We start from the raw sequence: 17,562 nt of genomic DNA on the forward strand, positions 1-17,562 counted from the left end.
ATCCCACTTTTACATGGTGGGATTTTTTTATATTACTTTAATTTTGTAAGACGATCCGCTAACTGCTCACGCCAAACATCTGCTAGCTCTGGAACAGCAAGAATCTTTTCAATCCCTTCGATATCTTTTCTTCTATGAAAATAGATTTCATTAGAGAACAGGATAGATACATTATTTGGATGATGCTCAAGTAATGTGATTTTGGAGTCTTTCCGAACAACACCTTCTTGAAGAACGCGACATAAATAGCCGGTATAACCCGTTTCTACAATGCGAGGTAAGATCCCAGGGATTCCGAGACGTTTGGAAATGGTACTACATGGAACTCTGCCTTGTGTGACTTGAATAATTGCCTCGCCTAATTGATATGTATCACCGATGAAAACATCACGTTCTAGCATATTTGTTACTGTAATATTTTCGCCAAATGTAGAAGGAGGGAGTACTGCTTGAAATTCTTGTTCCCATAGTGCGTAATGCTCATGTGGATAGACACAAACAGCGCGATCAGGTCCACCATGGAATCTTAGGTCGGCTACACCATCTCCGCGAAAGCCATCTTTTGATAAAAAGGTCTCTTCTGTAAGGACTTTACAGATACCCGTTGTCATTTCTTTGTTTTCTCCATATTGCATTTGCTTCGGTTTGCCGGTACTAAAGTGAATGAGTTCAATCCCCATATGTTATCCCCCTTTATAATTGATTTCAATATTATATCATTTCATATGAAAAAGCACAGAGAACAATGTAAGTCTCCGTGCTTTTTCATCTAGTCATGTACGATTGATGATGGTGGATTAAATGTTAATAAACAAGAAATCCAGCGCGATCTAGCGCTTCGCAGGCAGCGTTTAATTTTTCAGTGGAATCTGCTTCAATTGTATGTAAGTGGATCCCATCTGTTAATTGAGATAGATAGGATGCCTTTGTTTCTTCGATCTTTTGTAAATATTGTTCAACATCAAAGCGGTTGCTGACCATAATAGAAGCTGTTAAATCGCCGTATACAGGATGTTCTACTTTCACATCTTTAATTGTAACCCCATGATCGACAAGCATTGTTAGTTCTTGGCGGACTTCATCTGGTTTATGTTGACAGACGATAACACGTTCAAAAGCTTGTTGTTTTGCTTGTGGTTTTAAATATAAATACCCTTGTGCAGTTGCGATAATTGGTTCATTTCGTGCTTTTAGTAAGGAAATATCTTGCACAATGACTTGTCTGCTGACATTTGTTTTTTTGGATAACTCACTTCCAGATAACGGCTCGTTAGCTGCGAGGAGCCACTGCAGGATGAGTTGCCTTCTTTCTTCTCCTAAAATTTTTTTTCGATCATTTTGTTTCATTATAATTTAACACCTCTATAAAATTGATTTCCAATTGTGTGTAGTGCATGAATGGTTGCATCGATATGTTCTTTTGTTGTGTGACGTCCAAATGAAAAGCGGACGTACTGTTTTGCCTCTTCATACGTTTTTCCAATTGCAAGCATTGTTTTTGAAGGTTCTTGTTTACCGACTTGACATGCGCTTCCTGTTGAAATAGCGATGCCATGGCGATTACATTCTAACATTGTGTACTGACCTTCGATTCCCTTTATTGTAACCCCAATAATATGAGGTAAACAAGAAGTAGAATGTCCTTCTACTTGAATTTCAAGAGGAATTGCTTGTAATTGTTCCGTAAAATAAGATCGTAATTGTTCAAAACGAGTTCTTTCTTCTTCTCGGTCATCTAATATATATTCTGCCGCTGTTAGAAAGGAAGCAATGCCAGGCACATTAACTGTACCAGGGCGAAATCCTTTTTCGTGTGATGTCCCCGGGAAGACTTGCCCCCAGCGTACTTGTGGGTTTATATAGCAAGCACCTACACCTTTTGGTCCATATATTTTATGTGCAGAAACAGAAAGGCTATCAATATGCATCGCTGTAACATCAATTGGGAGCTTACCGAATGTTTGGACACAATCTGTATGAAATAAAATATTGTGTTTTTTTAGTAAGGCTCCAATTTTTGAGATAGGCTGAACGGTACCAATTTCAGAGTTGCCGTGTTGAATACTTGCTAAAACTGTATCGTCTGTAATAGCTGCTTCTAAAGCTTCAAGATTAATAAGCCCATCTGAATCTACAGGGATTTCTGTAATTGTATACCCTTGCTTTGTTAATGACTGAAAGTAGCTGCGAATGGATGCGTGTTCCATCGGTGTTGTAAGAATATGTTTGCCGCTTTTGGCATTTAAGAGTGATTGGATTGCAAGATAATTAGATTCTGAACCGCCGCTTGTGAAAAATACACCCTGTTCTTTTCCTCTAATCATTTGTGCAAGTGATGCCCTGCAAACTTGTAGTAAAGATGAAGCTGATCCCCCGATATCGTGTAAGCTTTGTTCATTACCGAAGTATTGCTGTGCTGCTTTCGTATATGTGTCAATTACTTCTTTGCTCATCGGTGTTGTAGCTGCATAGTCAAGATATATCATAATGTGTAGTCCTCTCTATAGTAGAGTTACATTCGTTTTTTAATGTAAATGAAAAAACTTTTTTTAGATGGGAGAGAGCATCCAGCCGTGCATAGAAGTGGTCAGAGCCTCTTCCTGCCCATGCCAAGTAAAAACAGAGAGAGAAAACGAGCGGAAGCCTCTTTTTCTTCTTCATAGCAGTGATTTATCCCGCATTAAGGGGCGAAACCCCCGACTGATTAAAGTTTCACTTTATATAGCATGAGAAAATTCGTAAAACAAAAATATTACTTTCTAAAAAACTCTTGTCATTATTTTAAATCTATGTAAATATAGGTGTCAAGACAGTTGAAAAGTGTAAAGTAGGAGGCAATGATCATGCCAAGTGCAGATGTCTTAATTATTGGAAGTGGTGTTGCAGCACTTAGTGTTGCGAAAGAGATTTGTCACGAAAAGAATGTGATGATTATCACAAAAAAAACAAGGCGGAATAACAATACGCATTTAGCGCAGGGCGGAATTGCAGCAGCTGTAGCTACCTATGACAAAGCGAATGATCATTATGAAGATACGATAGAGGCTGGTTGTGACTGTAACAACGAAGAAGCTGTTCGATATTTAGTGGAAGAAGGACCGAAAGAGATTCGAAATCTTATTGCAAATGGGATGAAATTTGATGGGGATGAAAAAGGACCTCATCTTGGAAAAGAAGGCGCGCATCGAAAACGACGTATTTTACACGCTGGGGGAGATGCAACAGGAAAAAACTTATTAGAGCATTTGATTCAAGAAGTAGCTCCTTACGTTACAGTAGTGGAGCAAGAAATGGTGCTCGATTTAATAATAGAAAATGATACATGTAAGGGTATTTTGACCCGTGATAGTGAAGGACATGTACATCGTTACTATGCTGAACACATTGTATTAGCTACAGGTGGCATTGGAGGTGTGTATGCATTTACGTCTAACGATGAGACGATTACAGGTGATGGACTAGCAATGGTGTACCGAGCTGGTGGGGAGTTGGTTGATTTAGAGTTTATTCAATTTCATCCAACAATGCTCTATGTAGGGGGGCGTTGCTGCGGACTTGTTTCAGAAGCGGTAAGAGGTGAAGGGGCTGTTCTGTTAAATGAAAAAGGACAGCGTTTTATGCTGGACGTACATCCGCAGCACGATCTTGCACCGCGTGATGTAGTGGCACGTGCGATTCATGAACAGCTTCTTGCAGGAGAAAGTGTATACTTGGATATTTCTTCTATTCAACATTTTGAAGAGCGTTTTCCTACTGTATCTGCATTATGCAAAAAGAATGGGATAGATGTGAAACAAAATAGAATACCAGTTGTACCTGGGGCTCATTTTCATATGGGGGGCGTCAAGGTGAATTGTGATGGAGAGACATCAATTACACATTTATATGCCGTTGGTGAAGTAGCCTGTAACGGTGTGCATGGTGCAAACCGTTTAGCGAGCAATTCACTGCTAGAGGGGCTTGTGTTCGGAAGACGAATTGGAGCGCATATTTTAGCTCATCCAGTACAAGGAAAAGAAAACGGTTATGAAAGAATTCATGAAGTATCTACAATTCCTCAATTACCAACGAAAAAAGAGATACAAGAACAGATGATGGAATACGTAGGAATTGTACGAACAGAAACGAGTTTATTATGTGCAAAGCAATGGTTTGAACAGTATGGTGTGCACAGTATTCAACTGCAATATGGAGCTTTTACAAATGAAGATATAACAATTATGAATATGCTAACAGTTTGCCATCTCATTACAGAAGCGGCATTGCAAAGAAAAGAGAGCATAGGTGGTCATTATCGTGATGATTATCCAAGCCGAAATAAAGTAACGAAAGAAATTATTCTTGCTAATAAAAAATTACAGCTTGTGTAATAAGGGGAAGAGGGATTTTATGAATGGGTTAAAGGTAAGAAAAGCATTGGAAAGTTTTTTTCTAGAAGATATCGGGGAAAGAGATGTAACATCGCAACTTATATTTCCTGATAATTTACAAGCCAAGGGGACATTTCTTGTAAAAGATACAGGTGTATTTGCAGGAACAGATATAATTGAACAAGGGTTTCGATTAATAGACGGCAAAAGTCAAGTTTCATTTTATAAAAAAGATGGAGATTTTGTAGAAAAGGGCGACACTCTAGCAACTGTACAAGGACCGATTGCCTCTCTATTAACAGCAGAGCGTGTAATTTTAAATGTCATTCAAAGAATGAGCGGTATAGCAACGATGACACATAGAGCAGTTCGGGCGCTAGAAAGTGACCATACACGTATTTGTGATACGAGAAAAACAATACCAGGGCTACGCATGTTTGATAAATATGCGGTTGTATGCGGAGGCGGATATAACCATCGCTTCGGATTATACGATGGTGTCATGATTAAAGATAATCACATTGCTTTTGCAGGGTCTATTACAAAAGCTGTTACATCTGTAAAAGAAAAGCTTGGACATATGGTAAAAGTTGAAGTGGAGACGGAGACAGAAGAACAAGTGCGAGAAGCTGTAGCTGCAGGAGCGGATATTATTATGTTCGACAATCGTACACCAGAAGAAGTTCGTGAGTTTTCTAAAATTGTTCCAAGTGCAATTGTAACAGAAGCATCAGGTGGTATTACAATTGAAAATTTATCAAAATACGGCAAAACAGGGGTAGATTACATTTCGCTCGGATTATTAACACATTCTGCGGGAGCATTAGATATTAGCTTTAATATTGAGGTTTAAGGCGAGAGGGTTAGAGGGGGAGAGTATTGATGAGTATTTTAGAGAAGGTTCAACCAATCGAAACGATGTTACCAGAGCGTTATCAAACAATGTCAGTACAAGAGATGGAAGAGCGTGTTCGTGAAATTAAAGAAAAACTGGGGGAAACGTTATTTATTCCAGGGCATCATTATCAAAAGGATGAGGTCGTTCAATTCTCAGATGCTGCAGGAGATTCATTGCAACTTGCACAAGTAGCGGCTAGCAATAAAGCGGCAAAATATATCGTATTTTGTGGTGTGCATTTTATGGCCGAAACAGCAGATATGTTAACGACAGATGAACAAGTTGTTATCTTACCAGATATGCGTGCTGGCTGTTCGATGGCAGATATGGCAGATATTGAACAAACAGAGCGAGCTTGGAAAGAACTTACGCAGTTATTTGGAGATACGATGATTCCATTGACATATGTCAATTCTACAGCAGCTATTAAAGCATTTTGCGGTCGTAATGGCGGTGCCACAGTAACATCTTCTAATGCTAAAAAAATGGTATCTTGGGCATTTACGCAAAAAGAGCGTCTTGTCTTTTTACCAGACCAGCATTTAGGAAGAAATACAGCGTATGACTTAGGGATTCCATTAGATAAAATGGCGGTTTGGGATCCGCATACAGATTCATTAGAGTACGATGGGGATATAGAAGATGTAAAGGTAATTTTATGGAAAGGGCATTGTTCGGTTCATCAAAATTTCACTGTCAAAAACATTGAAAGTGTGCGGAAAAACCATCCTGATATGAATATTATTGTTCATCCAGAATGTTGTTATGAAGTGGTAGCAGCTTCTGATTATGCAGGATCGACAAAATATATTATCGATATGATTGAACAAGCACCGTCTGGGAGCAAATGGGCGATTGGTACAGAGATGAATTTAGTCAATCGAATTATTCATCAGCACCCAGATAAAGAAATCATTTCGCTAAACCCTTTTATGTGTCCTTGTTTAACGATGAATCGCATTGATTTACCACATTTATTGTGGGCGTTAGAAACGATAGAACGCGGAGAGGAAATCAATGTTATTCAGGTAGACAAACAGGTGACAAAAGAAGCAGTTCTTGCTCTAAATCGTATGTTAGAGCGTGTGTAAAAGCGACGGATTTCCGTCGCTTTTTTATTAAACATAATTAGCCAATTGTAGTCATACATTGTGTTGAGGGAATCATTGTATTTTTCATATTCGTGCAATATTGTGTATGACTAAATGGTAAGAGCAACAGTGTTAAACCATAGAGGATAGTTTTATTTTATATTATTTTTGTTTATAGATAAGTAATACAGGAGGGGGAAAATTTGAAAATTCATATCGTGCAAAAAGGGGATACCCTTTGGAAAATTGCGAAAAAGTACGGAGTAGACCTTGAAACGTTAAAAAAGGCGAATACGCAGCTTAGCAATCCCGATTTGATTATGCCAGGTATGAAAATAAAGGTACCATCTAGCAGTGTGCATGTGAAAAAAAATATGGGTGCTGGCTCAGCTCCTCCAAAAGAATATGTAAAAGAGGTACAACAAAAAGAATTTGCAGCGACACCTACGCCGCTTGGAATAGAAGATGAAGAAGAAGCACCATATCAATCTGCCCCAATTACGCAGCAACCGGCTATGCAACAAACACAAAAAGAAATGCAAGTAAAGCCACAAAAAGAAATGCCGATTCAGAAAGAAGTGCCAATACAAAAAGAAATACCGATTCAGAAAGAAGTGCCAATACAAAAAGAAATGCCGATTCAGAAAGAAGTGCCAATACAAAAAGAAATGCCGATTCAGAAAGAAGTGCCAATACAAAAAGAAATGCCGATTCAGAAAGAAGTGCCAATACAAAAAGAAAAACCAATTCAGAAAGAAGTACCTATTCAAAAACCTCCTGTCGTTGAAAAACCAGCTGTAATTGAAAAGCCACCAGTTGTAGAAAAAGTAGAGAAACCAGCGGGGAAAGAAAGTACAAAGTTTTCAGTAAATATATTACCACAGCCACCACAACCACCAATTAAACCTAAAAAAGACTATAAAATTTCAGATGTAATCAAAAAAGGAAGCGAGTTAATTGCCCCGCAAATTCAGAAGATGAAACCTAACAATATAGTGTCACCACAAACGAAAAAAGAAAACGTAAGTAATATAGTATCACCGCAAACAAAAAAGGAGAATGTAGGAAATATAGTGTCACCACAAATGAAAAAAGAAAATGTAGGTAATGTTGTTTCGCCGCAAGTGAAAAAAGAAAATGTAGGTAATGTTGTTTCGCCACAAGTGAAGAAAGAAAATGTAGGAAATATAGTGTCACCACAAACGAAAAAAGAAAATGTAAGTAATGTTGTTTCGCCACAGGTACAAAAAGAAAATGTGGGAAATATAGTTGCACCGGATGTAACAAAAGAAAAACTAGTTATTCCACAAGTAACACCGCCCCATATTACGATGCCAACGATGGATAATAACCAAATGCTAGATATCCTGTCGATGATGAATAATAATCAACCACCGAATATGATGCCGATGATGGATAATAACCAAATGCCGAATATGATGCCGATGATGGATAATAATCAAATGCCGAATATGATGCCGATGATGGATAATAACCAAATGCCGAATATGATGCCGATGATGGATAACAATCAAATGCCGAATATGATGCCAATGATGGATAATGACCAAATGCCGAATGTCATGCCGATGATGGATAATAATCAAATGCCGAATATGATGCCGATGATGGATAACAATCAAATGCCGAATATGATGCCGATGATGGATAACAATCAAATGCCGAATATGATGCCAATGATGGATAATGACCAAATGCCGAATGTCATGCCGATGATGGATAACAATCAAATGCCGAATATGATGCCAATGATGGATAATAACCAACTACCGCCAATGATGCCACACCAAATACCGATGCCATATCAACCACAAATGATGCCACAACAGCATCCATATTATCAAATGCCATATCAACCACAGCAAAATCCGTATTATCAAATGCCGTATACACAAGGTGTGCCAATAATGCCGTACCAAATGCCAGTGCAACATAATTCAATGCCATATCAACCACAAACGGATAATAACATGCCACCAATGATGCCGGCAGAAGAAGATTGTGGATGTGGTGAGGAAAGAAATTTATATAGTCCACAGCCAGGGGGACCATACTATCCGAATTCTCTATACTACCCAACAAATCAAGTTGCGTATGCACCGCAGCCAGGTGCGATGTTTTATCAAGATCCGCCGAGAGTTTTTGGAGAACCACTTGAAGAAGATGAGGAATAGAAAGAGTTGTGTTAACGGTAAAGAAGTAGTGTTAGAAAATTCCTAGTGAAATATTAACAAGTGTAAAAACCTCCTTTGTTACTCACTATAAGAAGGAGCTTTTCGAGAGGGAAGTTCAACCTAACAAGGGGGGTTTTTATATTGAGTAAAAAGATTAAGATTATTGCCGCTTCTTTGTTAGTTACCAGTGCGTTAGCTGCATGTGGTACACCTAATAATAACAATGCGATGGATGATCGTAATGCAACTTACAATTATGAACGTACATCGTATGATGATACACGTCCATATAGAAATAATGTGACGCGTACCGATCGATATACTGATTATGTAACATATCGTAATGGTGACCGAATGAATAATAATGTTTACGATCGTCGTGATAATGTTGGGTATAATTATTACCGTGATGTAAATTACCATGGTCAAATTGCAAATCCTTATCCAACTCGTAACATTACAATGAATAATTCATATATTAACAACGATGGTAAGACAGCAGAAAGAATTACAAATCGTGTTAAACGTATGAATAATGTAGATCGCGTTTCTACTGTTGTACGAGGAAATGATATAGTAATTGCGGTAAAACCACGTGGTGCAGTAGTAAACGAAACCGCAATGGCAAATGAAATTCGTCAAGCTGTTGCCAACGATGTGAAAAACCGTAATGTGTATGTAACTGTTAAAAATGACATGTTTGACCGTGTCGATACAGTGAATACACGTTTACGCAATGGAACAGTAACAAACGATTTAAACCGTGATATAACAGATCTGTTCCGAGACATCCGTGATGGTCTAACTGGTACAGTACGATAACAAAAAAAGGGGAAGGTTTACACCTTCCCCTTTTTTGTTATCGTAAGTATTAGCAGGATACATAGAAGATTATTCATCCATATCCTGTAATCTTTTTTTCTTAATAAAGTAACCAACAGAATAAGAAGCTAAAAAGCATAAGAAAAGAACGCTTCCAATAAGCAGTGCTTCCCACAATGGTCTTTCAGGACTGAAAATAACATAAATTACAACAAAGATGATTCCTACGATAGCAGAGCGGAAAACAAGTTTGTAGTAATGTGTTATATGTATCCCTTTTTCGTTTTCTTCTGTATCAACAGAGATTCCCATTTGTAAATAGGCTAGAAGTATACTTGTTAACATAAATAATAACCATAGCGGAGATTTTGTAATTTGATCTATACCTTCATGGAAGCCAATATACCCCAAAATCCCTATTATACCAATTGTTTGAAATAGAAAAGCGATTCGAACATTTTTTAGATTTTGAAGGATTAAACGTTCATCTTTTATTTTTTTCAATAGACTCACTCCTGTTTTACCATACTTTATCATTTTATACATGTTAATTGTAACATATATATTACATAAATCAATTTATATTTTACTTAAGGGGCTTGAGGAATACATATTGGTATGAAAAGGTAATAAAAAAAATTTAGGATTAGCTTGCGTTCCTTTTACATTAGTGTTATATTAGCAAAGCGATGAGCTAATTTACGTAAGACGAGAGATATGCTTAAGTGCTAAACACGCGGATGTGGCCGCCTGGTCTCTCGCCGTAAACGCATCAAGACGCCTGCTATGTTCAGGCGTCTTTCTTATTATATAATAGTAAACGACTCATGCAGGTAGGCTTATGTCTTACCTGCATTTTTTATTTTCATTAAAAATAACTATTGCTGTTATTATGGATAAATCCCCCATTTCCGGAAAAACTACAAATGGAAGTTTTATTTTGCTTAGAAGAGGTGAGCGGAAATGAAATTCATGATGATTGCAGTTCAAGTCGTAATCGCTATGTTTTGTTTATATCATGAATCAAGTGTGATGGCTGAGTCTTCTGTACCAAAAGTCACGCAAAAAGAACCTCAAGTTACGATTCTATTAGAGCGTATGTATGTAGATGGAGAAGTAAGTGAGGAGATTTTTACTGAAAAAGTAGCAAACTTAGAACAGTTTCTTCAGCAGTACAAAGAATGGCAACTTGTTGATCGTGATGATACACAAATTGTATTACAAAAAAAGGTAGATGATATTTCACCACTACTTAAAACGAGTGGATATTTTGGTGTTTCTAATGAGGGAATACTGCAAATTTTTAATGGGGTGCCAAAAGAAGATAATGCGATTCATTCATTCTTTCAAATTGATATGAAAAAGCTAGAAAGTTATGAACGAGCAGAGTTAAAACGCGGTATTCGCATCAAGTCCAAAGAACGTTTTGTGAAGACGATTGAGAAGATGAAGCAGTATGCAGTACAAAATAAGAAAAATAGCAGCTCGGGATGAGCTGCTATTTTTCTTATTTGTTTTTATCTAAAATTTGTTTTGCAATTTCATCAATTAGCATATCTTTTCCGATTGGATTGAATGCTTTTGTGTTAAAGACTTCATTGCTTACTTCGTAAACATGATTATTTTTTACAGCTTTATTATCTTTCCAAACAGCGCTGTTTTTGTAGTCGTCAAACACTTTATCTGCCTCGCCACCAAAGTTTACGATAAACATTTGATCAGGCTGGAATGCAACAAGACCTTCTAGTGATACTTGTGCCATCGTTTGTTTTAAATCTGTACCTTTCGTTGCAGGAAGCTTTAAATCGTTAAAGAGAATATCACCATATCCGAAACTACCATATACACGGAAGTTTTGCGGTGTTACAGCAAGGAACATAAAGTTCTCATCTTTTGTTTTCTCTTTAATTTTTTTAGATAAGGAAGCAGCTTTTTTATCGTAATCTGCAATCCATTTATCTGCTTTTTTCTCTTCGTCAAATAGCTTGCCTACTTCTTTAAATTTACCGCGCCAGTTTTCTAAGTTTGTTTCTAAAACAACTGTAGGTGCAACTTTTAATAGTTGATCATAAATTTTCAATTGACGGTTGTTTAAAATAATTAAGTCTGGTTTTAAAGCAGTAACCGCTTCTAAATCGACTTTAGGTGCCCAGTACCAACCAACTGCTTTTACACCTTCTAGTTCTTTTTGTAAATGATTTTGGATTTTATCTTTATACGTGTTGGCAGTACCAACTGGTTTATGACCAAGAAGTAATAATTCTTCAGATGATCCAGATAAATCAACAATTCTTTTTGGATTTGTCGGAATTTCAACTTCTCCTTTTGCATGTTTTACAACTTTTGTTTTTGGTTGTTCTTTTGCCTGTGATTCTTCTTTTTTAGAAGAGCAACCAACAATGGTAAGAACAACAAGAATGAGAGTAAGTAGAATAGATAGCTTGCGTTTCATCTTGTATGTAACCCCTTTAATTAGTATTGATAATCATTATCGCAATTGTAATATTAATTGGCACTATATCTTTCTGTCAATATTAAAAAAATGGAAAATCCAAATGGAGAACATTTGTTGGGTCAGTCTCGCTTTTCCAGCATTAGATATGTTAAAATGGAATACATGATTTAAGAGGGAGAGATCGTATTTTGTTTGAATATGTTACAGGCTATGTGGAATATGTAGGGCCAGAATATGTCGTTCTTGATCATAATGGAATTGGCTATCAAATTTTTACGCCAAATCCGTATGTATTCCAAAGAAGCAAGCAAGAAATTCGTGTATATACATATCATTATGTGAGAGAAGATATTATGGCGCTTTACGGATTTAAGACACGTGAGGAGCGTTTATTATTTACAAAACTCTTAGGTGTGTCAGGAATCGGGCCAAAAGGTGCGCTTGCAATTTTAGCTTCTGGTCAAACCGGACAGGTTGTACAGGCGATTGAACATGAGGATGAAAAATTCTTAGTGAAATTCCCGGGAGTCGGAAAGAAAACAGCACGTCAAATGATTTTAGACTTAAAAGGGAAGTTAGCGGATGTTGTACCAGATGTATTTGTTGATTTATTCTCAGATGTAGAACGTTTTGACGAGAAGAAAGGCTCATCAGCTGAGCTTGACGAAGCGCTTGAAGCACTGCGTGCACTTGGCTATGCAGAACGAGAAGTAAATCGCGTTATACCGGAGTTATTAAAAGAATCACTTACGACGGATCAATATATTAAAAAGGCACTTAGTCTTTTACTAAATGGTAAGAGGTGAGTAGAATGGACGAACGTCTCCTTTCAGGAGAATCGGCATATGAAGATGCGGATTTAGAATATTCGTTACGGCCACAGACGCTCCGTCAGTATATTGGCCAAGATAAGGCAAAGCATAATTTAGAGGTGTTTATTGAGGCGGCGAAAATGCGTGAGGAGACATTGGATCACGTACTATTATACGGACCGCCAGGACTTGGTAAAACGACGCTTGCGAATATTATCGCTAATGAAATGGGCGTTAATATTCGAACAACGTCAGGTCCAGCAATCGAGCGTCCAGGGGATTTAGCGGCAGTATTAACGGCGCTTCAACCTGGTGATGTACTATTTATTGATGAAATTCATCGCCTGCACCGATCGATTGAAGAAGTGTTATATCCAGCGATGGAGGATTTTTGCCTTGATATTGTCATTGGTAAAGGACCAACTGCAAGATCTGTAAGGCTTGATTTACCACCGTTCACATTAGTTGGTGCAACAACACGTGCAGGTGCTTTATCAGCGCCGCTCCGTGACCGATTTGGCGTGTTATCACGATTAGAGTATTATACAGTAGATCAACTTTCGGCGATTGTAGAGCGGACAGCAGAGGTGTTTGAAGTTGAAATAGACTCATTAGCTGCTTTAGAAATTGCAAGGCGTGCGCGTGGTACGCCGCGTATCGCGAACCGATTATTAAGACGCGTGCGTGATTTTGCGCAAGTTCGAGGCAACGGAACGATTACGATGGAAATTACTCAAATGGCATTAGAGCTCTTACAAGTCGATAAATTAGGGCTTGATCATATCGATCATAAGTTACTGCTTGGTATTATTGAAAAGTTCCGCGGTGGACCAGTCGGATTAGAGACTGTTTCAGCGACAATCGGGGAAGAATCTACGACGATTGAAGATGTATATGAACCGTATTTACTTCAGATCGGTTTTTTACAACGAACACCAAGGGGACGAATCGTAACACCGCTTGCATATGACCATTTCGGAATGGAGATGCCAAAAGTATGACGGATATGCCGAAGTTGCTTATTACGGCGGGTATCCTTCTCATTGTCGTGGGAATAGCTTGGAAGTTTATCGGGAGGCTTCCAGGCGATATTTTTGTGAAAAAAGGAAACGTTACCTTTTATTTTCCGATCATTACATGTATTGTGTTAAGTATTGTATTATCTTTTATTATGTATATAATAAATCGATTTAAATAGAAATAGGTGGCTATAGTTATGGATATTAATCTGTTTGATTTTCATTTACCGGAAGAACTTATTGCACAAACACCGCTTGAAGAGCGTGAAACATCAAGATTAATGGTGTTAGACCGTGAAACAGGTGATATCGAGCATAAGCATTTTACGGACATTCTTTCTTATTTACATGAAGGAGACTGTTTAGTTTTAAATGAAACGAAAGTTATGCCTGCTCGTTTGCATGGTGTGAAAGAAGATACAGGTGCACATATTGAAGTACTTCTTTTAAAACAAGAAGATGGTGATAAGTGGGAAACACTTGTAAAGCCAGCTAAACGTGTAAAAGAAGGAACGATTATTTCTTTTGGTGAAGGAAAGCTAAAAGCAACTTGCATCGGAACAGCTGATCAAGGTGGACGTCAGCTGGAGTTTTCGTATGACGGTATTTTTTATGAAATTTTAGATGAACTTGGAGAAATGCCGCTTCCTCCGTATATTAAAGAAACACTGGAAGACCGTGATCGTTATCAAACGGTATATGCGAAGGAAATTGGTTCTGCAGCAGCACCGACAGCTGGGCTTCATTTTACTGAAGAATTATTAGAAAAGTTGAAGCAAAAAGGTGTTCATTTAGCATTCATTACGCTTCATGTAGGTCTTGGTACATTTAGACCAGTGTCTGCAGATACAATTGAAGAACACCATATGCATGCGGAGTATTATCATATGTCAGAAGAAACGGCAGATTTGTTAAATCGTGTGAAAGAGAATGGTGGTCGTATCATTACAGTTGGTACAACATCAACTCGTACACTAGAAACAATTGCTACAGATCACGACGGTAAGCTTTGCGGAGCATCTGGATGGACGGATATTTTTATGTATCCAGGATATGAGTTTAAAGCAATTGATGGTTTAATTACAAACTTCCATTTGCCGAAATCAACATTAATTATGCTTGTAAGTGCATTTGCAAATAGAGAAAATGTTCTTCATGCTTACAATGAAGCAGTAAAAGAGAAATATCGTTTCTTTAGCTTCGGTGATGCGATGTTCGTTGCATCTCATGCTAAAGCAAGAAACAAATAAAAAGGAGTAAATCTATGACAGCAATTCGTTATGAATTTATTAAAACATGTAAACAAACGGGGGCACGTTTAGGGCGCGTCCATACACCACACGGCACATTCGATACACCAACATTTATGCCGGTTGGTACACTTGCGACAGTGAAAACAATGTCACCAGAAGAATTAAAAGCAATGGACTCTGGTATTATTTTAAGTAATACGTATCATTTATGGCTACGTCCAGGTCATGAAATTATTCGTGAGGCAGGTGGCTTACATAAATTTATGAACTGGGACCGCGCAATTTTAACAGATTCCGGTGGTTTCCAAGTATTTAGTTTAAGTGATTTCCGCCGTATTGAAGAAGAAGGCGTCCATTTCCGTAATCACTTAAATGGGGATAAATTATTCTTATCACCAGAAAAAGCGATGGAAATTCAAAATGCATTAGGTTCAGATATCATGATGGCATTTGATGAGTGTCCACCGTTCCCAGCTACGTTTGAATATATGAAAAAGTCTGTAGAGCGTACGAGCCGTTGGGCGGAGCGATGCTTAAAAGCGCATGAGCGTCCACAGGATCAAGGTTTATTCGGTATTGTGCAGGGCGGAGAGTTTGAAGAGCTTCGTCGCCAAAGTGCGAAAGACCTTGTTTCAATGGATTTCCCTGGTTATGCAGTAGGTGGTTTATCAGTTGGGGAGCCAAAGGATATTATGAACCGTGTACTTGAATTTACAACACCGCTTCTTCCGGACAATAAACCACGTTATTTAATGGGAGTAGGTTCTCCTGACTCATTAATTGACGGTGCAATTCGTGGTATTGACATGTTTGACTGCGTACTTCCAACACGTATTGCTCGAAATGGTACATGTATGACAAGCCAAGGGCGTCTCGTGGTGAAGAATGCGAAGTTTGCAAGAGACTTCGGTCCGCTTGATCCAAATTGTGATTGTTACACATGTAAAAACTATTCTCGTGCGTACATTCGTCACTTAATGAAATGTGATGAAACGTTCGGAATTCGTTTAACGTCTTATCACAACCTTCATTTTCTGTTAAACTTAATGGAGCAGGTGAGACAAGCCATTCGAGAAGACCGTCTTGGTGATTTCCGTGAAGAGTTCTTTGAACAATATGGCTTTAATAAACCGAATGCTAAAAACTTCTAATACATAATTTAAAAGGAGGAACAAAAAATGAATCCAGGTATGATGAATATTGTCATGATCGTTGCGATGTTTGCGATTTTCTATTTCTTATTAATTCGCCCGCAGCAAAAGCGTCAAAAGGCAGTAGCTCAAATGCAAAGTGAATTACAAAAAGGTGATGCGATTGTAACAATCGGTGGCTTGCACGGTACAATCGAATCAGTAGATGACACTACGATTGTAATTAAATCTGGTGGTTCACATTTAACATTCGATCGCAATGCGATTCGTGAAGTTGTGAAGAAGTAACAGTAAAAAGCCCTGCTAATAGCAGGGCTTTTTAATTCGAGTGTTTCGTCATGTTAACGCCGAATATACCACCAATTGTACTTGCCCCCATTAACATAAGTTGATAGAGAAGCTGTGAGTTGGATAGAGCGTGTGAGAAACCTAAGTAGCTGACGAGAAAAACAAGAATTGTAAAGGTAAGTCCGGTTGTGAAACCGACTAACCATCCTCTACCTTGTGCCTTTTTACCAGCGACAAAGCCAGAGATGAGGGTAGAGAGGATTGCAAATATGAAAAGAGTAATTGCCAATGCTCCTTCACTAATGTTTGTGAATTTTAATAAAAGTGCAATCACCATACTTGTAACAGAAGCAAGTATTAATAAAGTGATAATACCAAACCCAATTGCTGTAGATAACTTTTTCGTTCCATCCATGATAAATTCCCCCTTTTTAATACAAGCATATTTTCAATTCTTGTAAGTTAGACTAGTTTCTTTTTTGCTGGTTAAACTACGTCGTAGAAGAAAGAAATAGAAAGGGGATTACAGATGGAACTATGGGGAACTGCCTTTCGAACAGTTCTATTGTATTTCATTATGTTACTTATTTTTCGTGTTATGGGAAAACGAGAAATTGGTGAACTCAGTATTTTGGATTTGGTTGTTTTTATTATGTTAGGTGAACTTGCTGTATTAGGAATTATCGATGCTGATCGCCCTGTATGGGATCAAATTGTTCCTATGGCAGTAATTGTGATTATTCAAATGGTGTTAGCATACGCTTCTCTGAAAAGTGGGAAAATCCGACATTTAATAGATGGTGAACCAGCCATTATTGTTCGGAAAGGGAAAATTGATGAAAAACAAATGCGAAAGCAACGCTATAACATGGACGATTTATTAATGCAGTTAAGAGAAGAAGGAATTGGTGATATTCGCGATGTCGAATATGCTATTTTAGAAGCTTCAGGAAAACTATCTGTATTTCATAAACAAAAGGGTGAAAAAAATAAGGATGATACACCTATTTTTTCATTTCCACTGATTATTGATGGGGAGATGCAACAATCACATTTGCATATGATTGAACAGTCAGAAGAATGGCTTGTGAGAAAACTGAAAAACATAGGATACAGTGATATAACAGAAATTTCGTATTGTAGTTTCCAAAATGGGGAGTTTTTTGTGGATTTAAAAGATAAATAAGAAGCTTGCATTGAAAAAAGCA

At 37.8% G+C, this 17,562-nt stretch carries 18 protein-coding genes and 1 pseudogene; 13 read left to right on the plus strand and 6 right to left on the minus strand.

Annotated elements, in window-relative coordinates:
- Window positions 1-32: 32 nt before the first annotated feature.
- The 3 genes from HRG09_RS00550 to HRG09_RS00560 all read right to left on the minus strand — a co-directional run bounded on the left by HRG09_RS00550 (window position 33) and on the right by HRG09_RS00560 (window position 2,489).
- Complete coding sequence (locus tag HRG09_RS00550; RefSeq protein WP_174098865.1) at window positions 33-680, minus strand: MOSC domain-containing protein; 648 nt, start codon at window positions 678-680, stop codon at window positions 33-35.
- Window positions 681-804: 124 nt separating this feature from the next.
- A complete protein-coding gene (locus HRG09_RS00555) occupies window positions 805-1,347 on the minus strand; it encodes a transcription repressor NadR (protein ID WP_174098866.1) in 543 nt (180 codons plus the stop codon).
- Entirely contained in the window at window positions 1,347-2,489 is a 1,143-nt protein-coding gene (locus HRG09_RS00560; RefSeq protein WP_174099301.1) for an IscS subfamily cysteine desulfurase, read from the minus strand. The genes HRG09_RS00555 and HRG09_RS00560 overlap by 1 nt, the downstream gene beginning before the upstream one ends.
- A 354-nt stretch (window positions 2,490-2,843) precedes the next feature.
- Between HRG09_RS00560 and nadB the strand changes: the two genes are divergently transcribed.
- From nadB to HRG09_RS00585, 5 genes and pseudogenes are all read left to right on the plus strand, one after another.
- Entirely contained in the window at window positions 2,844-4,370 is a 1,527-nt protein-coding gene (nadB, locus tag HRG09_RS00565; protein ID WP_174098867.1) for an L-aspartate oxidase, read from the plus strand.
- 19 nt (window positions 4,371-4,389) lie between these two features.
- Complete coding sequence (gene nadC, locus HRG09_RS00570) at window positions 4,390-5,223, plus strand: carboxylating nicotinate-nucleotide diphosphorylase (RefSeq protein ID WP_174098868.1); 834 nt, start codon at window positions 4,390-4,392, stop codon at window positions 5,221-5,223.
- Window positions 5,224-5,252: 29 nt separating this feature from the next.
- Entirely contained in the window at window positions 5,253-6,359 is a 1,107-nt protein-coding gene (nadA, locus tag HRG09_RS00575; protein WP_174098869.1) for a quinolinate synthase NadA, read from the plus strand.
- A 203-nt stretch (window positions 6,360-6,562) separates the two neighbouring features.
- Window positions 6,563-6,731 (plus strand): annotated as a pseudogene (safA, locus tag HRG09_RS29610) (SafA/ExsA family spore coat assembly protein); the annotation flags it as partial.
- A gap of 1,964 nt (window positions 6,732-8,695) precedes the next feature.
- Window positions 8,696-9,376, plus strand: coding sequence for a YhcN/YlaJ family sporulation lipoprotein (locus HRG09_RS00585; protein WP_174098871.1), 681 nt, complete (start codon window positions 8,696-8,698; stop codon window positions 9,374-9,376).
- Between the two features lie 69 nt (window positions 9,377-9,445).
- Here the strand turns inward: HRG09_RS00585 and HRG09_RS00590 are convergent, their stop codons facing one another.
- A complete protein-coding gene (locus tag HRG09_RS00590) occupies window positions 9,446-9,880 on the minus strand; it encodes a branched-chain amino acid ABC transporter substrate-binding protein (RefSeq protein WP_174098872.1) in 435 nt (144 codons plus the stop codon).
- Window positions 9,881-10,339: 459 nt separating this feature from the next.
- Here HRG09_RS00590 and HRG09_RS00595 point away from each other — a divergent pair, with 459 nt between their 5' ends.
- Entirely contained in the window at window positions 10,340-10,870 is a 531-nt protein-coding gene (locus HRG09_RS00595) for a BofC C-terminal domain-containing protein (protein ID WP_174098873.1), read from the plus strand.
- A gap of 13 nt (window positions 10,871-10,883) precedes the next feature.
- On the opposite strand, the gene HRG09_RS00600 is transcribed toward HRG09_RS00595, so the two are convergent.
- Window positions 10,884-11,828 (minus strand): iron-hydroxamate ABC transporter substrate-binding protein, encoded by a 945-nt coding sequence (locus tag HRG09_RS00600; protein ID WP_174098874.1) that lies wholly within the window; start codon window positions 11,826-11,828, stop codon window positions 10,884-10,886.
- A 191-nt stretch (window positions 11,829-12,019) separates the two neighbouring features.
- Between HRG09_RS00600 and ruvA the strand changes: the two genes are divergently transcribed.
- From ruvA to yajC, 6 genes are read left to right on the plus strand one after another with little or no spacing between them, the layout of a single operon-like run.
- On the plus strand, window positions 12,020-12,637 hold the full coding sequence (gene ruvA / locus HRG09_RS00605) for a Holliday junction DNA helicase RuvA (protein WP_174098875.1): 618 nt from the start codon (window positions 12,020-12,022) through the stop codon (window positions 12,635-12,637).
- 5 nt (window positions 12,638-12,642) lie between these two features.
- Window positions 12,643-13,644: a Holliday junction branch migration DNA helicase RuvB gene (ruvB, locus tag HRG09_RS00610; RefSeq protein ID WP_174098876.1), complete on the plus strand. Its 1,002-nt coding sequence runs from the start codon at window positions 12,643-12,645 to the stop codon at window positions 13,642-13,644.
- Entirely contained in the window at window positions 13,641-13,841 is a 201-nt protein-coding gene (locus tag HRG09_RS00615) for a DUF2905 domain-containing protein (RefSeq protein WP_174098877.1), read from the plus strand. The genes ruvB and HRG09_RS00615 overlap by 4 nt, the downstream gene beginning before the upstream one ends.
- Before the next feature lie 18 nt (window positions 13,842-13,859).
- On the plus strand, window positions 13,860-14,912 hold the full coding sequence (gene queA / locus HRG09_RS00620; protein ID WP_174098878.1) for a tRNA preQ1(34) S-adenosylmethionine ribosyltransferase-isomerase QueA: 1,053 nt from the start codon (window positions 13,860-13,862) through the stop codon (window positions 14,910-14,912).
- A gap of 14 nt (window positions 14,913-14,926) precedes the next feature.
- A complete protein-coding gene (gene tgt / locus HRG09_RS00625) occupies window positions 14,927-16,066 on the plus strand; it encodes a tRNA guanosine(34) transglycosylase Tgt (RefSeq protein WP_174098879.1) in 1,140 nt (379 codons plus the stop codon).
- Between the two features lie 27 nt (window positions 16,067-16,093).
- Window positions 16,094-16,354: a preprotein translocase subunit YajC gene (gene yajC / locus HRG09_RS00630; protein WP_017150677.1), complete on the plus strand. Its 261-nt coding sequence runs from the start codon at window positions 16,094-16,096 to the stop codon at window positions 16,352-16,354.
- 31 nt (window positions 16,355-16,385) lie between these two features.
- On the opposite strand, the gene HRG09_RS00635 is transcribed toward yajC, so the two are convergent.
- Complete coding sequence (locus tag HRG09_RS00635) at window positions 16,386-16,769, minus strand: TIGR04086 family membrane protein (protein WP_174098880.1); 384 nt, start codon at window positions 16,767-16,769, stop codon at window positions 16,386-16,388.
- Window positions 16,770-16,883: 114 nt separating this feature from the next.
- Here HRG09_RS00635 and HRG09_RS00640 point away from each other — a divergent pair, with 114 nt between their 5' ends.
- The gene (locus HRG09_RS00640; RefSeq protein WP_174098881.1) at window positions 16,884-17,540 is read left to right on the plus strand and encodes a DUF421 domain-containing protein; all 657 of its coding nucleotides are present in this window, start codon (window positions 16,884-16,886) and stop codon (window positions 17,538-17,540) included.
- The last annotated feature ends 22 nt before the right edge of the window (window positions 17,541-17,562 follow it).

Origin of the sequence: Bacillus sp. Xin1, assembly GCF_013314535.1 — a bacterium.
In the GTDB taxonomy this organism is placed as follows: Bacteria; Bacillota; Bacilli; order Bacillales; family Bacillaceae_G; genus Bacillus_A.

Bases quoted from the DNA above. Each gene is read 5' to 3' on its own strand.
- nadC (WP_174098868.1), top strand. From the start codon at position 4,390: ATGAATGGGTTAAAGGTAAGAAAAGCATTGGAAAGTTTTTTTCTAGAA.
- HRG09_RS00615 (WP_174098877.1), top strand. From the start codon at position 13,641: ATGACGGATATGCCGAAGTTGCTTATTACGGCGGGTATCCTTCTCATT.
- HRG09_RS00550 (WP_174098865.1), bottom strand. From the start codon at position 680: ATGGGGATTGAACTCATTCACTTTAGTACCGGCAAACCGAAGCAAATG.
- HRG09_RS00640 (WP_174098881.1), top strand. From the start codon at position 16,884: ATGGAACTATGGGGAACTGCCTTTCGAACAGTTCTATTGTATTTCATT.
- queA (WP_174098878.1), top strand. From the start codon at position 13,860: ATGGATATTAATCTGTTTGATTTTCATTTACCGGAAGAACTTATTGCA.
- HRG09_RS00595 (WP_174098873.1), top strand. From the start codon at position 10,340: ATGAAATTCATGATGATTGCAGTTCAAGTCGTAATCGCTATGTTTTGT.
- tgt (WP_174098879.1), top strand. From the start codon at position 14,927: ATGACAGCAATTCGTTATGAATTTATTAAAACATGTAAACAAACGGGG.
- ruvB (WP_174098876.1), top strand. From the start codon at position 12,643: ATGGACGAACGTCTCCTTTCAGGAGAATCGGCATATGAAGATGCGGAT.
- nadA (WP_174098869.1), top strand. From the start codon at position 5,253: ATGAGTATTTTAGAGAAGGTTCAACCAATCGAAACGATGTTACCAGAG.
- HRG09_RS00635 (WP_174098880.1), bottom strand. From the start codon at position 16,769: ATGGATGGAACGAAAAAGTTATCTACAGCAATTGGGTTTGGTATTATC.
- HRG09_RS00600 (WP_174098874.1), bottom strand. From the start codon at position 11,828: ATGAAACGCAAGCTATCTATTCTACTTACTCTCATTCTTGTTGTTCTT.
- HRG09_RS00555 (WP_174098866.1), bottom strand. From the start codon at position 1,347: ATGAAACAAAATGATCGAAAAAAAATTTTAGGAGAAGAAAGAAGGCAA.
- nadB (WP_174098867.1), top strand. From the start codon at position 2,844: ATGCCAAGTGCAGATGTCTTAATTATTGGAAGTGGTGTTGCAGCACTT.
- yajC (WP_017150677.1), top strand. From the start codon at position 16,094: ATGAATCCAGGTATGATGAATATTGTCATGATCGTTGCGATGTTTGCG.